Below are 26,380 nucleotides of genomic sequence, written 5' to 3'. Positions count from 1 at the left end.
GCGGAGCGCGACGCGCCGTCGTCGCGCGCATCGGCGAGGCCTCGGCGGCCGCACTCCGCGCTCTTCCCGAATCGTTCGATGGACGTGCGGGCCTACGGGCGGAACGGCTTGATGGCCGCTTTGCCCGCGGTGAGGATCATCATCTCGTCGGTGCCGCCGGATACGCGATCGACGCGCAGGTCGCGCCAGATGCGGTTGACCCGATGCTCGCTCGCGACCGCGATGCCGCCCATGATCTGCATCGCATCGTCGACGACCTCGAAGGATGCGTTCGCGCAGTAGTACTTGCATGCCGCGGCCGCGCCGGCGTCGTAGTTCCCCGCGTTCCTGTCGGCGTTCCAGGCCGCCTCGTACAGCATGTGCTTCATGGCGTCGAGCTTGATCTTCATGGTGCAGAACTTCAGCGTGTTGAGCTGGAAGCGGGCGACGGGCTTGCCGAACGCGATACGCTGCCAGGCGTGCTTCGCGGCATCTTCGAACGCGCAGATCGCCGTGCCGTAATCGCAGGCGCCGACAAGCCAGCGTTCGAAATTGAAGTCGGCGATGCCGCGGTTGAAGCCGTTGCCTTCCGTGCCGAAGAAGTCCTTCTCCTCCATCTCCACGTCGTTGAGATAGACCTCGCAGCAGGAATCCATGCGAAGGCCGAGCTTGGGCAGCGGGGACAGCTCGATGCCGGGCTTGGACATATCGACGAAGAATTCGCTGATGACATCGGGGTTATCGGCATCGCGGCACATGATGATCAGATACTTGACGCCCTTGGACGACGTGATGAACGTCTTGGTGCCGTTGAGGTAGATCTTCCCATTGCGGCGTGTGTAGGTCGTGGTCAGGCCGCCGACATCGGAACCCGCGCCGGGCTCGGTGCAGGCGGAGTTGAAGATCTGCTCGCCTGAGCCCAGGGAGCTGAGGATGGCGTCGATCTGCTCAGGCGTGCCCTCGCGCAGGATGGTCGTGAAGCCGGTGAGCTCATAGAGCACGTAGGTCGGGGCGCCGTAGCGGCCGAGCTCCTCGTAGATGGCCATGAGCGTGACGTTGGGGTCCTCGAGCCCGAGCCCGCCGTGCTCCTCCGGAAGAAGGATCCTGTCGAACCCGAGGTCGCAGAGCGCCTTCGTCCATCGCAGGGGATACGTGTGATTCTCGTCGCACTCGTGGAAATACGTCTCCCAATTCTCGCTTTCCATGAGGTCGCGATAGCTCTCGACGATCAACTCCTGCTCATCGGTCAAACTGAAGTCCATGGAGGTCCTCCTCTGTATCGGGGGCGCGCGTTGCGGCGCGCCGTCGGGTGAGCCGGCGCCTGCGGGCCGTAAGGCCCGCTGCCGGCCTTCTTGCTAAGCGAACTCGTGTCGCCGTTTCCAAAAATCGACGCTGTGTTCGATGCAGACGTTGGCTTCGTCGAGCATGCGCGTGTGATGGATGTAGGCATGCAGGACGCCTTCGAAATTCTCATAGACGTTGGGAACGCCCATCTCGTCGAGGATCGCATGCAGGCATGCGCTGTCGTCGCGCAGAGGATCGAGCCCGGCCGACGCGATGTAGCAGCCCGGCATGGACGTCTTGAGATCGTTCGAAAGCATGTCGTAGTACGGGCTGCCCAGCGCCTCATCCGTCAGGTCGCCTATCCAGCACGAATCGTAATACGCCAGATCTTCCTTGCTCAGACCGTCGATGGAGGATCCGAAGAGGCGGCGGGAGCACGAATCGCGCAGGCCGTAGTAGCCGTAGTAGAGCAGCAGGGCCTTCACGTACGCGTTATCGCCCACCTCGTCGCGAAGCCATAGGTTGGTCGCCATGGAAAGCACCGCGCCGCCCGAGTCGCCGGCAAGAGAGATATCGTCGCCGTCTATGCCGAGCTCGGCACCATGCTCATGGATGTGCCGCGCCGCCAGCGCGCATTCCCGGATATTCGTCGGGAACTTCGATTCGGGAGACAGATGGTAGTCGACGCTCGCGACGACGGCATCCGTCCCTGCGGCGATCAGCCGGCAGACGCGGTCGTGGGTATCGCAGTTTCCCACGACGAACCCGCCCCCATGGATATAGACGATCGCAGGGCGCGCCTCGACCGATGCGGTCGGACGATACAGACGCACGCGGAACGGGCCTGCCGGGCCTTCGAGGGCCATCTCTTCGGTAGAGGACATCACGGGGCCGCCTTCGTTCCAGAAACGGCGCTCCTTGATGTAGTTCGCACGCATCTCGTCGTATCCGACATCCGTCGCGAATGCATCCTCCACGAGCTCTTTCTGTTTGCGCACGACGGCCTTCATCTGATCCGTCATGAGAGGCATGACATCGAGCTTGTTGTCCATAAGATCTCCTCTCCGTCTCGGATGCGCGTCGGCCGTCGAAGGTTCGAGGCGGCCGACGCGGACGTGATGCCGGTTATTCGGTGCCTTCGGTTTCGATCTGCTGGGAATGCTTCTTCACGGTGCGGAGAAGCATGGCCAGACAGAAGATCCCGATCACGGCGAGAGCGGTTTCGATCCCGAAGATCTGCGGATAGGCATCGAGGCCTTTCGCATCGATCATCGAGCCGTACCAAGCGTGGATGAACATGTCCGGCATGAAGCCGATGACGGACAGCAGGCCGGTGGCCGTACCGAAGATGCGCATCGGCATCTTGATCTCGGACAGCGGAGAAGAACCGATGGAGAAGGCGCCGTAGGTCGTGAAGCCGAATAGGACGACCATGGAGGCGACGACGGCCACGCCGGCAGTGGTCGGCATGATGATGAAGCCGATGAGCAGGCCGATGGAGAGCAGGAAGCAGATGACCATGGCCTTGGAAGCGCTCTTGATCTTCGTCGCAAGCCAGCCGACGACCGGACCGGCGAGCAGGCCGATTCCGTAGGTGCGGATGAGGCCGATGACGTTGACGAGGGTGTCGTCCGCGCCGAAGGCCTGCGTCATGTAGGGCGTGGTGTACGTCGCGCCCTGATAGACGGAATACACGAAGAACATCGTGAGCGCCGCCCAGATGACGCCGGGCCACTTGAACGCCTCGACGGCATCCTTGAGATCGAAGAGACCGGAGTTCTGGCTGATCTCACCCTTGAAGTCGGGAATCAGGATATAGGACAGGACGCCCATGATGAGCAGGATCGCGCCGAGGAAGACGATCATGACGCGCACGCCCGTGACGGCGTCGGCAAACGATGCGACGATCGCGGTGTTGACGAGGCCGACGACCAATCCCGCCAGGCCGTAGATCGAATAGCTGATGCCGATCTTCTGAGAGTATTCGTTTTCCTCGCAGCACAGGCGGATGACCTTGTAGCGGGTGCCCCACCAGATGAGAATCGAGGTGACTCCCATGCCGAGGAAGATGATGTAGCAGACGACGAGGGACGGAAGCGCGGCGTAGACGAACGTGAGAGCCGCCGTCCCGACGAAGCCGACGGTCGCAAGCGTGCGCATGCGGAACTTGTCGGCGACGATGCCCGAAGGCAGGTAGCAGACGACCGCCGCGATGCCGTACATGGAAACCATCATGCCCAAGTCGGCATTGCTGCATCCGATGGCCTGCATCAGGGGATCGTAGAAAATGTTCTTCAGATACATCGGCGTGTATACGACCGATGAACCCATCGAGATCAGAATGATCAGGAACCACTTGTGAAGTCCGGAGATATCTTTGTAGGTGACTTCACCCTTGCTCTTTGCAAGCAGCATGAGCCTTCCCTTCTTCGAGTATGCAATGCATCCAACCCTGCAGCTCCCCGATTCCTTATAGGCCCGTCACCGTAAAGGAATAGGGGAGATGCGCTCGCAGGACGGGACCCCGCCTCTCTCGCCTCCCTTCGCCGCGTGAGGTCCCCTTCACGACGCGCCACGGAAGAACGCCCATCCATTGCCGTCCTTCCGGCGTCGTTTTATGGAGATTCTCCACATGGAGGATTCATGAAGCATCGCTCGAAAACGAGTAATGGCCGATTACTTAGTTTTCTAGTACGCAAAATAATGTGCTTTTCATTTCATGCGTCAATATATTGTGTATGGTGATGCGATTTTCGATCCGGGCCTCAAAGCCGGAACGCAGCCCGAACGTCCGTGCCGCCGTGAAGGACCGAACGAATCGAACCTTTCGCGATCCTCGGGACGCGCAGTCGTCCTCCTCCTTCGGAGGAACGGCTGCGCGAGAAGCGCTGCGCCGCACGGTGCATGCCGGCATCGAGCGCATCGGCTGACGAAAGCCGATCCGTTGAAAGCCCCGTGCGAAGGAAAGGCGCATTCTCCTTTCCCGTTTCCCGATGACAGAACGTCGCCGGGGTGGTTTAATCTAATGAACCCGTCAGCACCAAGCTCGATGAATCTCATATCCCATCCGTCACGAGGCGCGGCTCCATAATTCGACGCGGCCTGCCTCTGAACCTCCGATGCATAGGGAAACGCGAAGAAGGGATTGGCAGTCGCTATGGCCGATCAGGTGAAATCCAGGAAATCGCACGAGGGGGCCGCGCAGGATTCCTGCGTCCTGACGGATAAGGCCGCCGCGAAGAAGCGCAAGCCGGCCATCACGCTCTACGTGGGAATATCGCTCATCATCGCATGGTTTCACTGCATATGGTTCGTCCCGAACGCATATCTGAACGTTGAGCTGCTCGCGTGGCAGGTCACGGTGGCCTGGCTCGTCATGCTCGCCTCTTCGACCCTTGCCCTGTTCGTCACGCCCCTGCTTCTGCGCAGCGAACGGCACCTCTCGGACGTGAAGCCTCTGCTCTACGTGACGCCTGCGGTCCTTTCCCTGGGAGGGCTCGCGCTCTGCCTCGGCATCTCGACCACGGAAAACCCGGTCATGACCATCGCCTTGCCTATCGCGCTCGGCATTTTCAACGCGCTGCTCTGGATCCAATGGGGCGAATGGTACGCGACGATCAAGGCGTCATACCATATCGGACAGGTCGCGCTGACCGTGAGCGCCGTCGTGCTCTTCTCCCTCGCGGCGACCATCGTCCTGCCGACGCTGGCAGGCGACGCGTTCGTCGCGCTGCTGCCCATCATGTCGAGCTGGTGTCTGATCCGCATCCGCACGAGCGCGACGTGCCTCGACTACCCCAAGCCGCTCCCCCAGAACGAACGGAGCAAAGGATTCAGAAACGCCCTGGTCGTCGGAGGAATCTGCATCAGCGCATGCGCTGCATGCTACTTCGTGGTCGCCATCATTCCCGTGCCCGACCTGGCGTTCGGAGATTCGACGTTCACGGTCGGCGCCTTGGTCGGAGGCACCGTCTTAGGCGTGATAGGCGCATTCGGGAAGCTGTCCCGGAAATTCGACATCTATCGTCTGTTCCCCTGGATGCTCGCATTCGCGACCATAGCCGTCATCCTCTATGCCGCGAACGACGTCGCCTTGTATCTTCCCGCCTTCCTTACGGCGCTGACCATATCCCTCATCTGCGAGATCCTGCTCCTCATGTACATCGGCGTCCTCTCGTCGAACGGATATATCAGCCCCGCGACGGCATTCGGCTTCTCCGGCGGATTCGCACGCGCCGGCATACTCGTCGGCAACGGCATCGCCGTCGTCTTCGAGCACAACGCCGCCCTTGAGAAGCTGCTGCTCACCCCGGTGACCATGGCGTTCATGATCATCCTCGTCGTGCTCATCATCCCGCTCGTGCGTCGCGAATACGCGATCGCCGCGCTGACCGCCCCCATCGACTCCCTTGCCGAGCTCGACCTGCAGATCGAAGCCGTCGCGAAGGAGTTCGGCCTGTCCTCGCGCGAAAAGGACGTCCTTTCGTACGTCGTGCGCGGATACACGGCCGAAGCGATCGGCAAGCAGCTCTTCATATCCAGCTACACCGCGCAGACCCATATCCAGCACATCTACGCGAAGACCCAGATCCACAAGCGGTCCGACCTCATTGAATACGTCACCAAGCGCAAAGTGCCCGCCGGAGAAACAGCGCCGACGGACAGGGCCGCGATCGACACGCTTCCCGACTACTGGCCGTTTCCCTCGTAGGAGGGTCGCGGATCGCGTCAGAACGAGGAACCTGATCGCAGGTTGCGCCCGAACGGGAGGCCTGATCGCGGGTCGCGCCAGAAGGAAGGCTCGTGCCGCCCGCAAGGCCGCGCGTCGAAGGGACGCCCGCATCGAGGCCGCCGTGCCTAGCTCGCATCGCGAAAACCCCCGCTCGCGCATTCCGTGCCTAGATTCCTTGCGCCGCATATGCGCACGACGAATCCGGCCGTCGCCCTCTTCGATCGCCATCGGATGAAGGGACACGCGAAAAAAGAAGGGATGCGCGCCCTGCGCACCCCTCCTTTCGATGGGCTTTCGTATGCGCCGATCGAAGCCTAGCGGCCGACCCAGACGGGATCGCGTTTCTCGACGAACGCCTTCGGCCCCTCGATGCCGTCCTCGGTCTTCTCGAGGAACCGGTACGCGGCGTCGCTGTAGCGCATCGCGTCCTCCTCGGACATCTGATCGGCGGCATGCACGACGTACTTGGTCCATTTGAGGGCGAGCGGCGCGTTCTTGAGGCATTCCTCCGCGAGCTCGATCGCCTTGTCGAGCACCTCCTCGGGAGGAACGACGTAGTTGATCATGCCGAGCGCCTTCGCCTGGTCGGCCTTGATGCGGCGACCGGTGAGCAGAAGCTCCATGCAATCCTTGCGGTTCACGTCGCGCGCCATGCGGACGAGGCCGCCCGTCGAGGCGATGATGCCCAGGCCCACCTCGGTGAATCCCATCTTCGCGCGCTCGGATGCGACGACCATGTCGCACGAAAGGGCGATCTCGAGACCGCCTCCGGCCGCAGAGCCGTTCATGGCGCAGATGACGGGCTTGGAGCACAGACGCGCCGTCAGGCCGCCGAAGCCGTGCTCGGTCACGGTCTGGCATTCCCCGCCCGCAGAAAGCTCGCCGAGGTCTTCGCCTGCGCAGAACACCTTGCCGGTGCCCGTGACCACGATGGCGCGAACCGCCTTGTCGGCCTCGGCATGGTTCATGATGTTCTCCATCGCCGCGGAAGTCTCGCCGTTCAAGGCGTTCGCGACGTCGGGACGATTGATGCGAATGACGAGAAGCCCGTCTTCACGCAGTTCGGATGCGACCGTATCGGTTCCAAAGTAATCCGCCATGTCTCCCTCTTCCCTCTCTCTCGATATGGAACTCTCTACTGCGGATTCTATGTCCAAGACAGAGGGAGGCGCCTACCTTGAAACGAACCAAAGCAGGCGCTTGCGTAAATACTTAATTTTTCATTAGTTATCTGAGCAGGACGTTCTCAGATCGCCAGAGGACGGGGGAATCCGATCATGCCGAGAACGGGTTCAGTCCTCGGCATGATCGTGCCCGCAGCTGCAGGCGCGATCATGGCCATGCCCTCGCGCATGTCCGGTCTTCCGGGCTGCTGCGACGGCCGCCTTATCCGCTTCGAGAAGCTTCTCGGCCCGTTCCTGAGCGCTCGTCACCACTTCGCCGTGCCAGCCGCCGATGCCGCCGGCGTCGTACACGTTCATGTATCCGAGCGCCTCCATATGCTCGACGGCACGCGCGCTGCGCTGGCCGCTTCGGCAATACAGCACGATCACCGATGCGTCGTCGGACAGTTCCATGCCCCGCGCGTGCGCGATCCCATCGAGCCCGCGTTCGGCGATCGCTTCGTCGTACAGGCAGTCGCAGATGTCGTCCACGGCCATGTTCCCCGCTCCGGGAATGTGCCCCTCATCGAATTCCGCACGCGTGCGCACGTCGACGAGCAGCATATGGGGATCTTCTCCCAGCAGGTCTTCGACCTCGGCCATATCGATCTTCATGGTGGTTCCTTCCTCGTTATCCAACGGCGCCGTTCGGATTCCCCGTCATGCACCCACGCATACGGGCGCACAGCGAGGCCCGATGCACGCCTGGCTGCCCGGAGCACGCTGCGCCATGCACGCGAGCGAGGCTCATCCGGCTCAGGCTTCGGTCTCGCCCTCGGGATCCTGCCCGTCGTCATCGTCGTCATCATCCATCTCGTCGACGATCGTCGCCGGCGACAGCCAGTCGATGTACGGGCGGCACACCAGACGCGCGTCGCGATAGGCCTGCACCATCGTGATGATCGTCTGCCCCTGGTAGTTACCCGATTTCTGCAGTTCGACCACGAGCGCGACATCGGGAATGTTGTCTTCGGTCAGGTTCAGCGGCAGCAGCAGGTTCATGTTGTTGGTCCGCGGATAGTACGCAGGCACAGCCGTCTTGTAGTTCCAGCGCACCTGGCGGCGCGCGATGTCGATCGCGGCGTTCACGCTATTGCTCAAGCGGCTGAACAGGCGCGACTTCGTGGAAATGATGGTGCGCAGACTGTCATACGCCTCGGCTTCCGCCTCTGCGTCCGGGGCCGATTCGATATCGGCGAGCACCGCCATGCATTCTTTCGACGAGGCGAGCTCGTCGCGCAAGAATTCGAGCGGCAGGCGATGGATGTTGTCGATGACGATATGCTCGATGTCGCACACGATCTGGCGGTCGAGATCGAACAGCAGGTCTTCCTTGCGCGACAGGTAGCTCGCCGGCTGCGGAAGCGGGTTGAGCTCGCGCACGAGCTGCTTGCCGTAGCGTCCCGTGCCCGCCGTGCAGAAGCTCGTGAACGACCAGGGCTGGAAGGCCTCGGTCTTCTCGTTGCGCTCGAAGCAGGCATAGATGTCGTCGTAATGGGTATCCACGAGCCCGGTGTTGAACGCGCAGAACGTCTCGTCGGACGAGTAGCCGATCTTGTCCTCGAGCGTCAGGCGATAGAACGTGTAGCGGATGTAGTTGCTCAGGATGGTGTATCGACGCGGAGCGGCGTCGGCATCGCCGTTGAAGTCCCATGGCTCCGGAAGCGCGATGGCCGCAAGGCTCTTCAGGAAATCCTTCCAGTGCCCCAGATATGCGAAGCGTTCGAACACGCGTGCGGGCGCGTAGCGGCGATTACGCCTGATCGTGGAGCGCAGCACATCGGATGCCGCCACGGATTTCTGCTGGCGTCCGCGCGTGCGCGAAGACGTCCTTCCCGCAGCGGGCTTGGCATCTCCCGACTGCTCGGATATTTCGGCACCCTGATCGGCGGAAGCATCCTCTTTCCGCTCCGCATCGCCGCGACCCCGGCCGCGGCCGCGGCCGCCGCGCCTGCCGCGGCGCGAAGAGGACGGAGCGGGCGCTGCTTCAGGCGTTGCCTCAGATGCCGATTCGGGCGCGGATTCGGAAGACGAGGACGCATCGGGCGCAGGCACCTCGACGGTTTCCGCAGGTGCAGACGCGCTCTTGCCGGACGCGACGGGTGCCTCGGGCGTCTCGGACGAGGCGGCGCTCTTCTCGGACGAGGGTGCGGCCGCTTCGGACGCAGAGGCGCCTTCGGCCCCGTCGGCGGCATCGTCCGATTCCGTCTCGGTCTTCATCTTCGTGGAGGTGCGGCGACGCGTCGTGCGGGTGCGTGCGGGCTTCTTCTCGGCCTCGGCTTCCGTATCGATCGCCTCCGTGTCGGAGATGGACGCATCGGCTTGCGAAGGTGCGGCCTCCGCCGCTTCGGCCGGTTCGGCATCGGCGGCCTTCGTCTTCGGAGCAGCTTTCTTGCGCGTGGTGCGCCGCGTCTTCTTGACCGGTGCAGACGCAGGTTCGGCAGCAGCGTCGGCATCGGCGGCCGCAGCAGAGGCCGCTTCGCTTTCAGACGAAACCTCGGCAACGGCATCGGCGACGGGTGCCGTCGCGCCGTCGGGCGCAGCCGTCGAGGCTGCGTCCGAGCCGGGATTCGCGTGCTCCTCCGCATCGTCGGATGCGGCAGGCTTCTCGGCCTCGGCCTTCTTGGCCGTCTTGCGCGTCCTGGTGGTTTTGGCGGCTTTGGTCGTCCGGGTCGCACGTGCGCGCGCGGGCTTGGCGGGTGCGGACGTCTCGTCGGACGCGTCCTTTTCCGCTTCTTCCGCAGGCGCGCTTTTCGCGTCGGCCCCCTCGGCATACGAATCCGCAGGCGTGGCGCTCGAAGCGGATGCGGCATCGGACGCGGATGCGGCCGAGGCCGAAGGCGCCTCGACCTCGTCGGCGGCCGGCTCTTCCTTCTTCTTGCGGGAACGCGTCGCACGTGCGCGCGCGGGCTTCTTCGGGGCTTTTTCGGCCGGTTCTGCCTCGGGCTCGGCCTGAGCCTCGACGCTGGGCGCGGGCTCTTCGGCTGCGGCGATCTCGGAAGATGCTTTCGCAGCGGCTTCCGTCGCAGGAGCTTCGTCGGAACCCTGCGCATCGGTTGCGGAATCGTCCGCCGCTTCCGATCCGTCGGCATCTTCCGAACCGGCGCCGCCGGGCGCATCCAAGCGCGAGCTTCCAGTCTCCGCAGCGCCGTCGGCCGCATCCGCGGTATCGGCCCGGCCTGGTTCCCCTGAAGCGCCTTCAGGCGCATCGAGTGCATACCCAGGCGCCTCATGGAGGATGAAGGTCGACTGGAACTCGCCGCTGATCTCGCGCGATGAAAGCGTCACGAACTCGAGCTCGGCAAGCATCGTGCGCAGCTTGATGAAGCCGTACGATTCCTTGTCGATGCCTTCGCGCACGAAGCACCACCCGAGATTCGCAAGCGGATATTCCTCCTCGAACGTGAACGACTTGGTAAGGATCCGGTAGATATGCTGCGCATCCTCGAATGACAGCGTAGGAGGCTGCGTGTTCTTCGACGGCACCTTCTTCTCCTTTTCGATAGGGCGGCCGCCTGGCCGCCGATGCGGCCGACGAGGCCGCGCGACATGCGGCACGGGGCCGCGATTACTTGTGGTACGGTTCGTGCCTGCTGATCTTGAAGGCACGGTAGATCTGTTCGAGCGCGACCACGCGCGCGAGGTTGTGCGGCAGCGTGATGCGGCCGAACGATACCCGCTCGTCCGCACGGGCGCGCACGTCCGCGCTCACGCCGTCGGATCCTCCGATGACGAAGGCAACGTCGCTTACGCCCGAGAGCTTGAGATCGTCCAGGCGGTACGCGATGTCTTCGCTTGAAAGCGCTTTTCCCTGGATGTCGAGAAGGATCACGTGCGCGCGCGACGGCAGCGCATCCAGAATCCCCTTGCCCTCAAGCGTGCGGGACGCCTCTTCGCCCCCGCAGATCCGCGGGTCGCGATCGGGGACCTCTCGCACAGCGAGCGTGCAGTATCCGCACAGACGCTTGATGTATTCCGCGCACGCATCCGCCCAGAAGCGCTCCTTGAGTCTGCCGACGGCGACGACTTCGATGTTCATGCGGTTCCTCTCGGAGAGCCTCCGCCCGCAGCGCCCAGCGAGTCGCGCAGGGCGGCGAGTTTCTCGGCCATGCCCGGCGACAGGCGTTCGGCGACGGTGTTCTTGACGGCGATTCCCGGCGCTTCGTCGAGGGAGCGCTCGTGCTCGTCGCGCGCGACCGCTCGGCTGAAGCCGTTCGCGCTCATGCGATCGACCCCGAACCCGAAGACGGTGTTCTGGACGGTCGCGTCGCTCGTGACCACCATGACCTCGATGCCGCGGTCGCGCGCGTCCCGGCTCAGCTTCTCGATGACGCGGTCGGCGCTGCTGCCTGCGGTGGAAAATACGATGCGGACCCCGGCGACCTTCTCGCCCGCATCTCCCGGCGGCTCGTGGTTGCCGTCGAAGACGATGACGGCCTCGGCATCCCCGCCCGCATACATGACCACGTCGTTGATCAGCGCCTCGCGTGCGCGGTTGAACGCATCGTCGGCGAAATCGGGGTTCGGCCCCGCATCGCGCAGATGCAGGTAGCGTTCCCCCGAACGCAGGACGTTGTATCCGTCGATGATGAGCAGCTTGCGGCGCGTGCGTGCCATGGACGCCTATGCCCGCCCCGCCGGCGCGCCGGCCGCGGCCTCTTCGGCGCGCGCCGTGCACTGGCGCAGCCATTCGTACATGACCGCCGTGGAAGCCTGCGCCACATTGAGCGAGCCGACCTTGCCTTCCTGGGGAAGCTTGACGAGGAAATCGCAATTGTCCTGCATCAGATGGGAGATGCCCGATCCCTCGTTGCCCATGACGAGCGCGATCTTTCCGTAGAGAGGAGCCTTCCAGACCGTATGATGCGCCTGCTCGGAGGCGCCGGCCACCCAGAAACCGTTCTTCTTCAACCGCTCGAGCACGGCATTCAGGTTCGCGACCTGGGCGATCTTCAGGTGGTTGATCGATCCGGCAGAGCTTTTGTACGTGGCCGCCGTCACCGAGACGCTGCGCTTGTTCGGGATGATGATGCCGCTCGCGCCCACGACCTCGGCCGAGCGTGCGATGGCGCCCAGATTGCCGGCATCGGTGATATGGTCGAGCACCACGACGAGGGCCGCGCCGCCATGGTCGGCCGCGTGGCGTTCCGCCTCGTCCAGGATGTCCGACGGGCTTGCATAGCGATACGGGCCGGTCTCCGCCATGACGCCCTGGTGGCTTCCGCGTTCGCTCTTCGCATCCAGCTCCTTGCGCGGAACGGGAACCACCTCGACGTCGAACTTGCGCGCCTTGCGCAGGATGTCGGCGACCTGGCCGTCGCGCTTGAGGTTGTCGGCGATGAGCACGCGACGGATCGGCATCTCGGAGCGCAACGCTTCGATGACCGGTCGCTTCCCTTCGATGTAATCGACCATTTAACGGTTTCCTTCGTACGTGACTTTAGCGCCCTGCGGCGTGTCTTCGATGACGAACCCGAGCGCGCCCATGCCGTCGCGCACCGCGTCGGCGACCGCCCACATCTTGGAAGCGCGCGCCTGGGCGCGCGTCTCGAGCAGGGCCTCGACGGCGGCCTGCGCGTCGTCGCCCTCAAACGACGCGATCTCGCGCGCAAGCGCCACGACTTCGGCAGGATAGGCATCCTGCGCGTCCGTAGCACGTCCCGGCACGTCGATGCCGAACACGCCGAAGAGCTCGACGACCTCATCGCGCGCATCGGAGGCGGCTTCGATATCGCCCTGCCCGAGCGACGCGGTGCCGAGCGCGGCGTTCACATCGTTGATGCAGGAGAAGAGCGCCCCGAGCGCGCCGGCGGTGTTGAAGTCGTCGTCCATCGCGGCGACGAACCCTTCGCGCAGCGCCTGGAGAGGAACGGAAAACGCCTGCGTGCCGATTCCCTCCCCTTCGACGGGATGCTTCACGAGCCAGTCCATGCGGTCGATGAAGTTCTCCACGCGCTCGAGCGAAGACGCCGCCTCGTCCAGGCGTTCGTCGCTGAAGTCGAGCGGGCTGCGATAGTGCGTCTGCAGCATGAGCATGCGCAGGACGCGCGCGTCGGTCGTTTTCAGGACGTCGCGCAGCAAAAGGAAGTTGCCCAGGCTCTTGGACATCTTCTCCTGGTTGATCTGCAGCATGCCGCCGTGCATCCAGTAGTTGCAGAACGTCTCTCCGTACGCGGCTTCAGACTGGGCGATCTCGTTTTCATGGTGCGGGAAGACCAGGTCGGAGCCGCCCCCATGGATATCCAGCGGAAGACCCAGATACGTGCGGCTCATGGCGCTGCATTCGATGTGCCAGCCCGGACGGCCCTTGCCCCACGGGCTGTCCCAGCTCGGCTCGCCTGGCTTCGCGGCCTTCCAGACGGCGAAGTCGAGCTCGTCGCGCTTGCGCCCTTCGAGCCCCTGCCCGTCGGCGCGCAGCTCACGATGCCCGCCCTCGAGATCGTCCACATTGCGGTTCGACAGCGCGCCGTAGGCGGGAAACGACCGCACGCCGAAGTAGACGTCGCCTTCGACTTCATAGGCATGGCCCGCATCGACGAGACGTCCGACCAAGTCGATCATCGCATCGATCTCCTCGGTCGCGCGCGGACGGATGTCGGGATCCAGCACGCCCGCCGCATGCATGTCGGCTATGAACGCCTCGGTGTATTCGGCGGCCACCTCCGCGGAGCTGCGCCCCTCTTCGTTCGCCTTCTTGATGATCTTATCGTCGACGTCGGTGACGTTCTGGACGAACGTCACGTCGAACCCGCGCCACATGAGATAGCGGCGGATGACGTCGAAGCTGATGAAGGTGCGCGCGTTGCCGATGTGGATGTAGTTGTAGACCGTCGGGCCGCAGACGTACATGCGGATCTTCCCCTCCTCGACGGGATGGAAGTCGCGTTTCGCATGGCTCTGCGTATCGTAAAGTCGAATCATGGGCATCCTTCGCTCGCAAAGGCTCGTGACGTGCGGCGAAACCGGCGTCGTGGGCACGGGATATCGTACGATAGAAAAGGCGCGCGACAATCGCGCGCGCCATCATTCTAGAAAATGGTCGCAGGTCGGCAGGGCTTCGCGCTAGACGCGCGCCAGCAGGGCGACCGCCTGCGCGGAAATTCCCTCGCCCCGTCCTTCGAATCCCAGATGCTCGGTGGTCGTGGCCTTCACGCCAACGGCATCGGCCGTGACGCCCAAGGCCCATGCCAGATTCTCGCGCATCCGGTCGCGATAGGGCGACAGCTTCGGCGCCTGGGCGACGACGACGCTGTCGACGTCCACGATCTCGAATCCGAGCTCATGGACGCGATGCGCCGCCTGGGAAAGAAGGGCCAGGGAATCGGCCCCGGCGAAGGCCGGGTCGGTATCGGGGAAGAGTTCGCCGATGTCTCCGGCGCGAGCGGCCGAAAGAATGGCATCGGCGATAGCATGCGCAAGCACGTCGGCATCGGAATGCCCCGCGAGCCCGCGCTCGTACGGGATGTCGACGCCGCCGATGACGAGCTTGCGGCCTTCGGCGAAGGCATGCACGTCGTAGCCGATGCCGATCCTCATGCTGAATGCCGACTTGGTGGTTTCCATGCTGCTCATCTCCTAACGTAGGGACGTTCCCTGAACCACGGCGGAAAGCACCGTGTAATCCTCGGGCACGGTCAGCTTGATGTTGTCGCGTTTGCCTTCGACCACGAGCACCTTCCCGCCCATGCGCTCGAGCAGCGACGAATCGTCCGTGCCGAGAAAGCCGTCGCGCAAGGCGCCGGCCTGCGCGCGACGATAGACGCCGGCGCGGAAGACCTGGGGCGTCTGCGCGTTCCAGAACATCGTGCGGTCGGGCGTGCCGACGATCGCGCCGTTCTGCACGACCTTGAGCGTGTCGATGGCGGGCGTGGCGACGATCGCGCCGTCCGCGTCGATGGTGCCTTTGAGGGTGTTGATCGTGTGCTCGATCAATGCCGGGGTGATGAGAGGGCGGGCGCCGTCGTGCATGGCGACGAACTCGAATTCCTCGGGCGTCGCCTCCAAGCCGTTGAACGCGCTTTCCTGGCGGGAATCCCCCGCAGGGGCGAGCGCGATGGGTGTGACGAAGGGATACGGCTCGATCGCGCGCGTGCGGTATTCCTCCATGCGCTCCTTCGGGCAGACGACCACGATGAGCCCGATGTCTTCCACGAAATCGAATGCGGAAAGCGACCAGGACAGCATCGGATGGCCGTCGATGCCGACCATCTGCTTGCCGCCGTCGGCCCCGAACCGCTGGCCCGAGCCGCCCGCCAGGATGATGGCCGCGACCTTGGCCTTCCTCCCTACTTTGCCGTATCCGGAAAACGCCAGGGAGAACGACCATTCCGCATCGTCGGCCGCAGGATCGACGAGCATCTGCGGATGTTGCACGGGATCATGCACCCCGCCTGGGAAAACGTCAGACATTGCGATCTGCTCCTTACCATCATGTCCCTTAGGCGAAGCGCGATCGCATGCGACCTTGCACGACGGCCGCGCCGGCCGAGAACGCGGCCGGCGCGGCGTGCCGATGATCCTTTAATCCGCAGCGCCGCCCTGCAAGCCGCCCGCCGACGGCGCGACGCCCGCATGGCTCAGGTCGAACTGCGGCAGCAACGATTCCGCCTCGCGAGCAATACTATCACGTTTGCGCGGAGCGGGGATCGCGCCCTCGCCCGGCGTGAATACGAGCTTCTCGCCGTCGAAGTCGACGTCGATGACCGATCCGTCGACCCAGGTTCCTTCGAGGATCTGCTCGGAGATCGGATCCTCGAGCAGGCGCTGGATGGCGCGGCGCAGCGGGCGGGCGCCCATGGCCGTGTCGGTGCCTTCCTTGGCGATGTGATCGCGTGCGGCCTCGGTCAGGTTGATCGTCATGTTCTGTTCGATCAGGCGGTCGCGAAGATCGGCGACCATGAGCTCGACGATCCGGGCGATCTGATCCTTCGTGAGGCTCTTGAAGACGATGATCTCGTCCAGACGGTTCAGGAACTCGGGACGGAAGAGCTTCTTGAGCTCGCTCATCACGCGGCTCTTGATCTCCTTGTCGGACAGGCCGACCTGATTGTCGGGAGCGAAGCCGAGCGGCGCGGAAGCCACGATGTCGCGAGCGCCGACGTTCGAGGTCATGATGATGACCGCGTTGCGGAAGTCGACCGTACGGCCCTGGGCGTCGGTCAGGCGACCTTCCTCGAGAATCTGCAGCAGGATGTTGAAGACGTCGGGATGCGCCTTCTCGATCTCGTCGAAGAGCACGACCGAGTACGGATGCTGGCGCACCGCCTTGGTGAGCTGACCGCCCTCGTCGAAGCCGACGTAGCCCGGCGGCGAGCCGATCAGGCGGCTGACCGTATGCTTCTCCATGTATTCGGACATGTCGAACGAGATGAGCGCCTCTTCGCTGCTGAACAGGAACTCCGCGAGCGCTTTGGAAAGCTCGGTCTTGCCGACGCCCGACGGCCCGAGGAAGATGAACGACCCGGCGGGACGGCGCGGATCCTTCAATCCGCTGCGGCTGCGGCGGATGGCCTTCGAGAGCGCCGTGACGGCTTCTTCCTGGCCGATGATGCGCTCGTGGAGCACGCCTTCCATGCGCAAAAGCTTTTTCGCCTCGTCTTCGGTGAGGTCGTGCACGGGCACGCCCGATGCAAGGCTCACGACCTCGGCGATTTCGGATTCGCCGATCTCGGACACGATGGCGTCGGCTTCTTCCTCGGCCTTCTTCTGCGCCTCGTCGCGCTTGGCGGTCAGCACCGTCTCCTCGTCGCGGAGCTTGGCGGCCTTTTCGTATTCCTGCTTGGCGACGGCGTCCTCGCGGTCGTTGCGCACGCGGCGCAGCTCGTCATCGAGCTTGAGAACCTCTTCAGGAAGCACGCGGTTGCGAATGCGGGCGCGCGCCCCGGCCTCGTCCATCACGTCGATGGCCTTGTCGGGCAGGAAGCGATCCTGGATGTAGCGGACCGACATGGAGACGGCCGACTGGATGGCTTCGTCGGTGTACCGGACATGGTGATGCGCCTCATAGCGGTCGCGCAGGCCTTCGAGGATGCGCACGGCCTGTTCCTCGGACGGCTCGCCGACCGTGATGGTCTGGAAGCGGCGCGCGAGCGCCGTGTCCTTTTCGAGATGCTTGCGATATTCCTCGGTGGTCGTCGCGCCGATGACCTGGATTTCCCCGCGAGACAGCGGCGGCTTCAGGATGGCGGCCGCATCGATGGAGCCTTCGGCCGAGCCGGCGCCGATGATCGTATGCATCTCGTCGATGAACAGGATGACGTCGCCGGCCTTGATGACCTCCTTGACGACCTTCTTCAGGCGGTCTTCGAATTCGCCGCGATACTTGCTGCCGGCCACGAGCGCGGACACGTCGAGCGTGATGACGCGCTTGTCGCGGATGATGTCGGGAACCTGGCCCGCGGCGATGAGCTCCGCGAGGCCCTCGGCCACGGCGGTCTTGCCGACGCCCGGCTCGCCGATGAGCAGCGGGTTGTTCTTCTGGCGACGCGAAAGCACCTGCAGCACGCGCTCGATTTCGGCAGAGCGCCCGATGACCGGATCGAGCGTGCCGCGGCGCGCCTTCTTCGTGAGATCGGTGCCGAATTCCTCGAGCATGCTCGAGTCGCCCTTGGGATCGGCGCCGCTGAAGAACGGCATGCCGGGTGCGACCGGAGAGGGCTTGCCGACCAGGTCGTTCAGTGCGGAGCGGACTGCATCCGCCTCGATGCCGAGCTCCGAGAGAACGCGAAGCGCGCCGCAGGCGTCTTCCCGCAAGATGCCGAGCAGCAGATGCTCGGTGGAAATGTAGGTCTGGCCCATCTGCATGGCCTCGCGCAACGCGTTTTCGAGGATGCGCTTCGCAGCGGACGAGAACGACAGGCGCGTCTTGCCCGTCTGCCCCTCGGGCGCTTCGACCGCATCCTTCTTGGATTCCTCGGTCCTGCGCGCGGCGACCGCGCGCGCCTTGTCGTAGACGATACCGACTTGGCTGAGCGCCTGCGCCGCCATGCCCTCCGGCTCCTGGATGAGCCCGAGCAGAAGGAATTCGCTTCCTACTTCGGCCGCACCCAGGGCGCGTGCCTCGTCTTGAGCGAGAATCAGGACATGGCGCGCCTTGTCGGTGAACTTTTCGAAAGCCATGTGCTTCACCTTTCCGTTCGGCTGCATGCTGCGGAATGCCCCGCATATGAATGCCCTGCAGCCCCAGTTTTCCGTTTCAGTCTAATGCAGGCCCGAAGCATCGGGGCGGCAGGCGCGCCCTTTATCATGGTTCTGCAACGACTTCCACGCATGCTTTTCATATTTTCTAACACTATACGACTTAGATTTTATGGCATGCAAGCATGCAATACGGCGTTGCCGTACGGTTGCCGAACGTCGGATCCGCCTCGCACGGCCGCACGAGGCATGACGGTCCGTAGACGGAAAGGCGCGCGTATGCGATCTGCGCGCCTTCGAATGCGCCATGGAGAAGCGCCGTTATGGAGAAGAACCGCCCGTGCGCCTACTTGGCTTCGGGCCGCATGTGCGGGAACAGCAGCACATCGCGAATGGTCTCGGAATCGGTCAGGAGCATGACCAGACGATCGATGCCCACGCCCACGCCGCCTGCGGGCGGCATGCCGTATTCGAGCGCGCGGATGTAGTCGCTGTCGTATTCCATGGCCTCGTCGTCGCCGCCGGCTTTCGCCTCCATCTGGGCTGCGAACCGCTCTTCCTGATCGATCGGGTCATTGAGCTCGTTGAACGCGTTCGCGTACTCATGGCCGCAGATGAAGAGTTCGAAGCGATAGGTGAACTCGGGATTGTCGGGAAGCTTCTTCGCAAGGGGCGAGATCTCGAGCGGATGCTCGGTCACGAACGTCGGCTGAACGAGCTTGTCTTCGACGAAGGCCTCGAAGATCTCGGAAATGAGCTTGCCCTTGCCCCACGATGCTTCGATAGAAGCGCCGCCGCGCCGCGCGATGGCCGCGAGGTCTTCCCACGAACGGTCCATGCCGACCTCTTCGCCCGCGTATTCGCTGGCAAGATCGCACATCGTGCGCGTGGTCCAGGTGCCGGAAAGATCGATGGCCCGCCCCTGGTATTCGACCTGAAGCGTGCCGCAGGCGGCCTGGGCTGCAGCCTGGATCATGCCGCGCGTCAGGTCCATCATGCCCTCGAGATCGGAAAACGCCTGGTAGGCTTCGATCGTCGTGAACTCAGGATTGTGATAGGGATCCATGCCTTCGTTGCGGAAGATGCGCCCGATCTCGAAAACGCGCTCCAATCCGCCGACGAGCAGGCGTTTCAGGGGAAGCTCGGTGGCGATGCGCAGATAGAAATCCATATCCAGCGCATTGTGATGCGTGACGAAGGGACGGGCGTTCGCGCCGCCCATGATCGGCTGGAGCATCGGCGTCTCGACTTCGAAGAAGCCCTGCGACTCCATATAGCGGCGGATGGCCGAGACGATGGCGAACCGCTTCACGAAGGTATCGCGCACATCCTGATTCATGACCAGGTCGACATAGCGCTGGCGATAGCGGATTTCCTTGTCGGAAAGGCCATGGAACTTCTCGGGAAGCGGACGCAGGCTTTTGGAAAGCAGGCGCACCGACGTGGGCGCGACGGAGAGCTGGCCCCGACGCGTGCGGATGACGGTGCCCTCGGCGCCGACCCAATCGCCGACATCGAGGTCTTTCACCTCGTCATATGCTTCTTCACCCAAGACGTTGACGCGACAGAAGAGCTGGATGTCGCCCGTGAGGTCGCGGATCACGATGAAGGCGATCTTGCCCTGGTTGCGAATCGCCATGATGCGGCCCGAGACCTTCACCACGTCTTCGGTGGACGCTCCGTCCTCCAGATCGGCGTACGCCTCCTCGAGATCGCGCGCATGATGCGAGTATTCGAAGCGGGAACCGTACGGGTTCTTGCCGGCAGCGATGAGGGCGGCTCGTTTATTGCGGCGGACCTCGATGGGATCGTCTTCGATTTCGGCGCGTTCGACGTCGGGGTTGACTTCGGTCATCTGGAATTCCTTCGCTCGCATCCAGCACGACGCCGAACGGCATGAGGGGCGTGCGGCGTCATGGGAAACCTGCAGGATCGATCGGCGATGCAGCCGACGGGCTTAGTGCTCGATCTTGACGATATCCATCTCGATGACGCGGCCCGTGGGGCCTTCGGCCGTGAAATGGTCGCCCTTCTTGCCGCCCAGGAGAGCCGCGCCGACGGGGCTTTCGTTGGAAATCTTGCCCGAGGAGACATCGGCTTCCGCCGCGCCGACGATGGTGAAGACGCGCTCGCGGCCGCCCATGTCCACGGTGACCGTGCTGCCGATGTTCACGCGGTTGGAGCGCTTGGGGGCTTCGACCAGAACGGCGTTGGAGAGAATGTCGTTGATCTGCGCGATGCGGGCTTCCATCAGGCCCTGCTCGTTCTTGGCGTCGTCGTATTCGGAGTTCTCGGAGATGTCGCCGAACTCGCGGGCGACGCGGATGCGCTCGCCGACCTCCGCGCGCTTCTCGGTTTCGAGGAAATGCAGCTCTTCTTCGAGCTTCTGCTTGCCTTCGGGAGTAAGGACGATTTCGTTAGCCATGTTGATCCGCGCTTCCATTCGTATCCTGCGGGCCGAGGCCCGGTACCAAAAAAGGCATGCCGACGAATCGGCATGCCCACTCGAATTGCATTGCGAGCGTTATTCTTCGCTCGTCGAGTCGCCGTCGGTTTCCGCGGCTTCGGAGCCGGAAGCCTTTTTCTTCTTCTTGCGAACGGGCTTCTCTTCCTCGGCGACCTCTTCCTCGAGTTCCTGCTTGCCGCCGCCCATGCCTTCGCGCAGGTTCTTCACCGTGCGACCGAGGGCGCTGCCGAGCTTCGGAAGGTTCTTGGGGCCGAAGATGAGGAGTGCGACCGCCAGGATGATGAGGAGCTCAGGCATTCCCAGGCCAAAAATTTTCATTCTTCCTCCAAGCGTTTTCGCTCAACCGACAAGGATGAACGCTCGATTGCATGCGAGAGCATGGTCGGGACGACAGGATTTGAACCTGCGGCCTCTGCGTCCCGAACGCAGCGCTCTACCAAGCTGAGCCACGTCCCGACTTCCCGCAAACAGCACGGGGTATGTTACCACAAAGCCCCGAAGGGCGACGTCGCTTTAGAAAACCTCCGCAAACGACGAGGACGCCCCGAAAGGCGTCCTCGAAGGCTTCTTAATTCCAGCGCAGGGCCGCGGTCCAAGGGTTCCACCAGGATGCCGAGCAGTACTGCACCACCTTGCCCGGCAGCGGGGCGTGGATGTAGCTTCCCGCGCCGGCCGACGCGCAGATCGCCACGTGGCCGTCTTTGTACAGAACGTCGCCCACCTGCGCCTGGCTCGGCGAACCGATCCAGTCGGCAGACGCGTACTGGGCATCGGTCGTGCGCCCGATCCACCTGCCCGTCGCCTCCTGCCAGCAGTAGCTCGTCAGGCCGGAGCAGTCGAGGCCCACGCCCGGCTCGGTGCCGCCGTAGACATACGGAACGCCGAGCTGGCTTTCCGCCGCTGCAAGGATCGCTGATCCGTAGGAGTTCGATCCGCCTGAGGAGGAACGGGACGAAGACGAGTCCGACGAATGCGAATGAGACGGGCTCGAAGGCCTCGAAGGAGCCGAGGGGCGCGAATCCGAATCCGAGCCTGCATCCGGATCGGAATCCGAATCGGAATGCGAAGGCGCCGCAGGGGCGGAATCCGACGAGTTCGACGATGAGGACGAACTCGAACCGGATGTGGAGCCGGAACCCGAAGAACCGCCGTTCGATGCCGCAGGAGCCGATGCGCCCACGGATGCCGCGGCGCTCGCGGCCTCCGCGGCGGCGGCCTGCTGTTCCTGTTCGAGCAGTTCTGCCACCTGGGAGTCGAGAGAGTCGACCTCGGCCTGGTACTGCTTGATCAGGGCTTCGGCGTTCTGCTTTTCGGCATCGGCCTCCTGAAGCTTCTGATCGGCCGTGGCGGCGGCCTGGGCGTAGGTTTCCTTCTGTATCTCGTTGTCGACGCGCAGGTCCTTCGTCTGCGCGACCATGTCGGCGTCCTGGCTGTTCATATCGGTCAGAGCGTCCCAGTTCCTGACGAAGTCGTCGAACGACGACGATCCCAGGAAGATATCGAGGAAGGTGGTCTGCCCTTCGCGATACATGCTGCGGGCGCGCGTGCCGAGGCGGCTCTGGAGATCCGCGATCCGCGCATCGTTCTCCTCGATGCGCGTCTGAGCGTCGTCCATGCTGGCAACGGCCGCATCGTAGTCTTCGAGCGCCTGGTTGTAGGCATCGGACGACTTGCCCAGCCGGACGGTCATATCGTTCAGCTTGTCACGCGCGGCGCTTGCGCGCGCCTTCACGTCGGACGTTGCAGGATCGTCAGCATATGCGCCCTTCGGCAACGCAAGCGCGACGCCGAACGCCGCCGCTCCGCCGAAGAAGGCCCGCCTCGTCAATGCTGCGTTTGGAGTGTTCATAACGAGTCCCTTCGAATATGTAGGCCCGGCATCGGATACGCGACGCCAAGCCCGTCGAGCATACCAAATCCCGAGACGCCTTTCAAAGATGCAGATGACACGCCTCTTTTTCTGCATCGCGCATACGCGCGGCGCATGCGTTGGGCCACCCACCATATGCAAGAGACGCCGGCGATGAAGCCACGAGATATTGAGAAAGCGCATGTACCGGACTTGCACGGCACGCAAGAAGAATCCTCTGCACGCATCGCGAAAAAATATTTCCGGCACGCCCTTTTACAGAAAAAGGCGACAAATCGCCCGATGCCCGCAGAAAAGACGGACTGCAGCCTCTGAAGCTTCGCGAGAAGCTCAGGGTTCGGAAGATCGGAAATCGCATGCGGCACGAGCATGGATCCTTGGCGAATCGCCTTCACGCAACGCCGTCGTCCGTATCGGCATCCACGCGGAAAAGAGGACGCGGAGCCCTGAGAACGCAGCGGGGTCACGACGCTCGGATGCCGAAGCCGACCCTGCCCTGCAAAAACGAATGCGGAAAGCCCTTACCAGCGCAGCGCGCAGTAGAAGAGATTCCAGCTGGCGTAGCAGACGCTTTCGCCAGGACGAGGGGCATGGATGTATTCCCCGCCGCCGGCCGAGGTGCAGATGCCCACATGATTGCCGCTATACAGCACGTCGCCCGGAAGGGCCTGGGAAAGAGGCAGGACCTGATGCGCCGTGCCGTATTGGGCGCCCGTGGTGCGCCCGATGTTGATGCCGATCTGCGCATAGCAGTAGCTCGTCAGGCCGGAGCAGTCGAAACCGGCCGGCGTGGTGCCGCCCCACACGTACGGCACGCCGATGAAGCCCGCCGCGATGTCGATGACTTCGGGGTGGGAAGACCCGCCGCCCGAAGAGTTCGAGTGCGAAGAAGACGGCTTGTTGGACGAAGAGTCGTCGGAGTCGTCGTTCGCGTTGTTGGATGAATGGGAGGATGACGAGGACGAGGAAGACGACGTCGTCGAGGATGAAGAGCCTTCGTTCGACGAAGGCGTGAACGAAGCGGCGAGCTGGGCGGCCTGGGCCTCGGCGGCAGCCTGGCGCTCCTGCTCCACGAGCGCGGCGACTTCGGCATCGAGGGAGTCGACCTCGGCCTGGTACTGCTCGACGAGCTTCTCGGCTTCGAGACGGATGCTGTCGGCCTCGTCCATCTTCTGCTGAGCGAGGGTCGCCTGGTCGGCGTATTCCTTCTCCTCGGCTTCATTGGCTTTGCGCAGGGCCTTGGTCTCGGCGACCAGATCGGCGTCCTGGGCGTTCATTTCCTTGAGCGCATCCCAGTTCTTGACGAAATCATCGATCGTGGCCGACCCGAGCACCACATCCAGAAACGTGGTCTGGCCGTCGCGATACATGTTGCGCGCGCGGCCGCCCAGGCGATCCTGGAGGTCGGCGATGCGGGCGTTGTTATCGTCTATGCGGTCCTGAGCCTCTTCCATCTTGGATTCGGCGGCGTCATGCTGGGAAAGCGCGGTGTAGTAATCATCGGACGCGGCTTCGAGCTTCGACTGCATGTCGTCAAGCTTCACGCGCACGGCGTCGGCTTGAGCTTGAACGTCGCTTGAGGTGGGGTCGGCGAATGCGATGCGAGGTGCGGCGAGTGCGGCGCCGAAAGCGGCGGCACCCCCGAGAAATGCCCGGCGAGAAAATTGCGTCACGTAAGACTCCTTCACGTCAGTACGGGAAGCGCAGGTATCGACTCGTCCAGCCTATCAAAAGCATGCGCGACGGATTCCGCCGCCCGCCATTTACCATCGAGTTTCCTCATAACGATGTACACGCGCGATGAACGGGGACTTTGCTATGAAAATGCCACGCAGAAGGCATCGAGCAGGGCTATCGCGTGATGATGGGCGGATTTGTCGAACTCGGGCGAATCTTCTGCGGCATCGGGGACGGAAACCTCGACGGCGATGCGCAGGGGCGCTCCTTCCTCGGCCTTCTTCCGCGCGACGTCGATGGCGCCCGAAACGCGCACGGCGAGCGATTCGGCATCGCCGCAGCTGACGCGAGGAACGCCTTCCTCCATGCCCTCTCCTTCGAGCACGATATGCGTGAGCAGCATGGATGCGTCGGGGACGACGAGCAGCGTCTCCGCGGAAAGCATCTTGGAACGCGGATTGGTGGCAAGCGCCAGGTTCGAAAGGTACGACGCGATCTTACGCGTAAAAGAACCTGTTCCGAACAGGCAGACCGCATGATGCTCGAGAACGTCGGCCGCGCGGGCGAATCCCATGTACGAGCTGGTTTCGAGCGTCGGCTTGTCGGCCCAGGCGCCATGCAGGTGCTTGAGGGTGTCGTAGGTCTTCACGCCTGCGATGCCGTCGGACACGAGACCCATGTTCACCTGGAACTTGCGCAGCGCTCCTTCCGTATAGGCGCCGAAGGTCCCGTCGACGCCGCCGCACGAGAACCCGAGCGCGCCGAGAGCCGTCTGGAGATCCTCGACGTCTTCGCCTTGGAACTGGGGCGTGCGCAAGTACAGGAGCCTGCCGCCCAAGGCGATGGATTCCTGGTCGTTGTCCTGGCGATGAATGGTCTGCATGGAAGGTTCACTCCCGTTCGCGTGCGGCGGGCAGGGCGCCCGCCGACGATCCTCGGTTATTTCAATCGGTTCACGAAGTAGTCGGCCATGGAAATCAGGAGGGAGCGGGCCGGGCTCGGACCGATAAGGCCGACCAGACGATCCTTGGCGATGTTCGTCAGGTCTTCGGCATAGGCGCGCGCGTAGTCGATCGAGCCGCTGGCGCGCATGATGGCGACCGCCTCGCGCAGCGTGTCGGCATCGGTCGTCTTCGCCGAGAGGATGTCGACGAGCCGGCTGCGATCCGCAGAGTTCTGCAGGGCATGCACGACCATGAGCGTGCGCTTCCCCTCGGTGATGTCGCTGCAGAAATCCTTGCCGACCACGGCGGGATCGCCCTCGATATTGAGAAGGTCGTCTTGGATCTGGAATGCGAGGCCGGTGTCGAGGCCGTACGCGCGCAGGCCTTCGATCTCGGCTTCCGATCCCCCGCCGACGATGGCGCCGACGGCAAGCGGCACGGCCCCTGAATAGTGGGCGGTCTTGTGCGTCGCCATGACCAGGTAATCCTCGGGCGTGATGTCGTAGCGCTCGTCGCGGGCCCAGCCCAGATCGAGGGCCTGGCCTTCGATCGTGCGACGCGTCATTTCGATGAGCTCGGCGATGACGCGGACCTTGACGCCGTCTTCCAGCAGAGGATCCCGCACCACGGTGCCGTTGACCAGGGAAAGCCCGAGATCGCCCATATTGATGGCAAGACCGAGGCCCTGCGTGAGATGCAAGCAGGGCTCGCCGCGGCGCAGCGTCGCCTCGTCCGCGATGTCGTCGTGGATGAGCGCGGCGGTATGGAAGTGCTCGATGGCGGCCGCGGAAGAGACCGCGCGCCGCACGTCGCCGCCGACCGCCACGCAGGCGGCCAGGCAGATGAGCGGACGATGGCGCTTGCCGCCGTTTCGGCTGTAGCCGAGCAGCGGGGCGTAGAGGTAGTCGTCCATGCCGTCGTGCGAGCCGCTCGGAATGAAGTCGTTCACAAGGTCGCCGACGACCTGCGCATAAGAAGAGAGGTATTCCTCGAACGTCTCGGGAGGATTGACGACCCCGGCAAGCAGATCGTCCACCAGTGCCGCATGTGATTCCATAGAAGGCGTGCTCAAAACCAGATCTCCTCAAGACGAAGCGCGAACCGAAGCCGTCGTCCGGATGCGCATGC

21 protein-coding genes and 1 tRNA gene are annotated in these 26,380 nt (G+C 63.5%); 1 reads left to right on the top strand and 21 read right to left on the bottom strand.

Annotated elements, in window-relative coordinates:
• Positions 1-92: 92 nt before the first annotated feature.
• The 3 genes from caiA to HMPREF1155_RS05155 form a co-directional block, all read right to left on the bottom strand.
• Complete coding sequence (gene caiA, locus HMPREF1155_RS05165; RefSeq protein ID WP_009077932.1) at positions 93-1,241, bottom strand: crotonobetainyl-CoA dehydrogenase; 1,149 nt, start codon at positions 1,239-1,241, stop codon at positions 93-95.
• Positions 1,242-1,334: 93 nt separating this feature from the next.
• Complete coding sequence (aes, locus tag HMPREF1155_RS05160) at positions 1,335-2,315, bottom strand: acetyl esterase (RefSeq protein WP_006363163.1); 981 nt, start codon at positions 2,313-2,315, stop codon at positions 1,335-1,337.
• A 73-nt stretch (positions 2,316-2,388) separates the two neighbouring features.
• Positions 2,389-3,678: an MFS transporter gene (locus tag HMPREF1155_RS05155; protein WP_006363164.1), complete on the bottom strand. Its 1,290-nt coding sequence runs from the start codon at positions 3,676-3,678 to the stop codon at positions 2,389-2,391.
• Positions 3,679-4,420: 742 nt separating this feature from the next.
• On the opposite strand from HMPREF1155_RS05155, the gene HMPREF1155_RS05145 reads away from it, so the two are divergent.
• Entirely contained in the window at positions 4,421-5,974 is a 1,554-nt protein-coding gene (locus HMPREF1155_RS05145) for a helix-turn-helix transcriptional regulator (protein ID WP_009077838.1), read from the top strand.
• 335 nt (positions 5,975-6,309) lie between these two features.
• Here HMPREF1155_RS05145 and HMPREF1155_RS05140 read toward each other — a convergent pair whose 3' ends face one another.
• From HMPREF1155_RS05140 to HMPREF1155_RS05055, 18 genes are all read right to left on the bottom strand, one after another.
• Positions 6,310-7,095: an enoyl-CoA hydratase/isomerase family protein gene (locus HMPREF1155_RS05140; protein WP_009078055.1), complete on the bottom strand. Its 786-nt coding sequence runs from the start codon at positions 7,093-7,095 to the stop codon at positions 6,310-6,312.
• Positions 7,096-7,287: 192 nt separating this feature from the next.
• Positions 7,288-7,773 (bottom strand): rhodanese-like domain-containing protein, encoded by a 486-nt coding sequence (locus HMPREF1155_RS05135; RefSeq protein WP_006363170.1) that lies wholly within the window; start codon positions 7,771-7,773, stop codon positions 7,288-7,290.
• Positions 7,774-7,914: 141 nt separating this feature from the next.
• Positions 7,915-10,644: a DUF3825 domain-containing protein gene (locus HMPREF1155_RS05130; protein ID WP_009078053.1), complete on the bottom strand. Its 2,730-nt coding sequence runs from the start codon at positions 10,642-10,644 to the stop codon at positions 7,915-7,917.
• Positions 10,645-10,726: 82 nt separating this feature from the next.
• Positions 10,727-11,197, bottom strand: coding sequence for a 23S rRNA (pseudouridine(1915)-N(3))-methyltransferase RlmH (gene rlmH / locus HMPREF1155_RS05125; protein WP_009077950.1), 471 nt, complete (start codon positions 11,195-11,197; stop codon positions 10,727-10,729).
• Positions 11,194-11,775, bottom strand: a complete 582-nt coding sequence (locus HMPREF1155_RS05120; protein ID WP_006363173.1) for an NYN domain-containing protein — start codon at positions 11,773-11,775, stop codon at positions 11,194-11,196. Before HMPREF1155_RS05120 ends, rlmH begins: the two co-directional genes overlap by 4 nt.
• 6 nt (positions 11,776-11,781) lie before the next feature.
• Entirely contained in the window at positions 11,782-12,573 is a 792-nt protein-coding gene (gene rlmB, locus HMPREF1155_RS05115) for a 23S rRNA (guanosine(2251)-2'-O)-methyltransferase RlmB (RefSeq protein ID WP_009078073.1), read from the bottom strand.
• Positions 12,574-14,079 (bottom strand): cysteine--tRNA ligase, encoded by a 1,506-nt coding sequence (gene cysS / locus HMPREF1155_RS05110; RefSeq protein ID WP_009077810.1) that lies wholly within the window; start codon positions 14,077-14,079, stop codon positions 12,574-12,576.
• A gap of 141 nt (positions 14,080-14,220) precedes the next feature.
• Positions 14,221-14,721 carry a 2-C-methyl-D-erythritol 2,4-cyclodiphosphate synthase gene (gene ispF, locus HMPREF1155_RS05105; RefSeq protein ID WP_009077856.1) on the bottom strand — a complete coding sequence of 167 codons (501 nt, stop codon included), beginning with the start codon at positions 14,719-14,721 and terminating at the stop codon, positions 14,221-14,223.
• A 12-nt stretch (positions 14,722-14,733) separates the two neighbouring features.
• Positions 14,734-15,567 (bottom strand): 2-C-methyl-D-erythritol 4-phosphate cytidylyltransferase, encoded by an 834-nt coding sequence (ispD, locus tag HMPREF1155_RS05100; RefSeq protein ID WP_006363178.1) that lies wholly within the window; start codon positions 15,565-15,567, stop codon positions 14,734-14,736.
• A 111-nt stretch (positions 15,568-15,678) separates the two neighbouring features.
• The gene (locus HMPREF1155_RS05095; RefSeq protein WP_009078064.1) at positions 15,679-18,276 is read right to left on the bottom strand and encodes an ATP-dependent Clp protease ATP-binding subunit; all 2,598 of its coding nucleotides are present in this window, start codon (positions 18,274-18,276) and stop codon (positions 15,679-15,681) included.
• 364 nt (positions 18,277-18,640) lie between these two features.
• Positions 18,641-20,149: a lysine--tRNA ligase gene (gene lysS / locus HMPREF1155_RS05090; protein WP_009077895.1), complete on the bottom strand. Its 1,509-nt coding sequence runs from the start codon at positions 20,147-20,149 to the stop codon at positions 18,641-18,643.
• A gap of 102 nt (positions 20,150-20,251) precedes the next feature.
• Entirely contained in the window at positions 20,252-20,719 is a 468-nt protein-coding gene (gene greA / locus HMPREF1155_RS05085) for a transcription elongation factor GreA (RefSeq protein ID WP_174222057.1), read from the bottom strand.
• Positions 20,720-20,818: 99 nt separating this feature from the next.
• Positions 20,819-21,079 (bottom strand): twin-arginine translocase TatA/TatE family subunit, encoded by a 261-nt coding sequence (gene tatA, locus HMPREF1155_RS05080; protein WP_006363183.1) that lies wholly within the window; start codon positions 21,077-21,079, stop codon positions 20,819-20,821.
• A 61-nt stretch (positions 21,080-21,140) separates the two neighbouring features.
• Positions 21,141-21,217 (bottom strand) — tRNA-Pro (locus HMPREF1155_RS05075).
• Positions 21,218-21,329: 112 nt separating this feature from the next.
• Positions 21,330-22,610 (bottom strand): C40 family peptidase, encoded by a 1,281-nt coding sequence (locus HMPREF1155_RS05070; RefSeq protein ID WP_009077749.1) that lies wholly within the window; start codon positions 22,608-22,610, stop codon positions 21,330-21,332.
• A gap of 542 nt (positions 22,611-23,152) precedes the next feature.
• Entirely contained in the window at positions 23,153-24,304 is a 1,152-nt protein-coding gene (locus tag HMPREF1155_RS05065; RefSeq protein WP_009077968.1) for a C40 family peptidase, read from the bottom strand.
• Positions 24,305-24,447: 143 nt separating this feature from the next.
• Positions 24,448-25,191, bottom strand: coding sequence for a peptidoglycan-binding protein (locus HMPREF1155_RS05060; protein WP_006363189.1), 744 nt, complete (start codon positions 25,189-25,191; stop codon positions 24,448-24,450).
• Positions 25,192-25,247: 56 nt separating this feature from the next.
• A complete protein-coding gene (locus HMPREF1155_RS05055; RefSeq protein WP_039993394.1) occupies positions 25,248-26,309 on the bottom strand; it encodes a polyprenyl synthetase family protein in 1,062 nt (353 codons plus the stop codon).
• Positions 26,310-26,380 lie beyond the last annotated feature (71 nt).

This window comes from Slackia sp. CM382 (assembly GCF_000293015.1).
Taxonomy (GTDB): domain Bacteria; phylum Actinomycetota; class Coriobacteriia; order Coriobacteriales; family Eggerthellaceae; genus Slackia; species Slackia exigua.
Note: the sequence above shows the minus strand (reverse complement) of the source record. Positions and strands in the feature narration are given on the sequence as shown.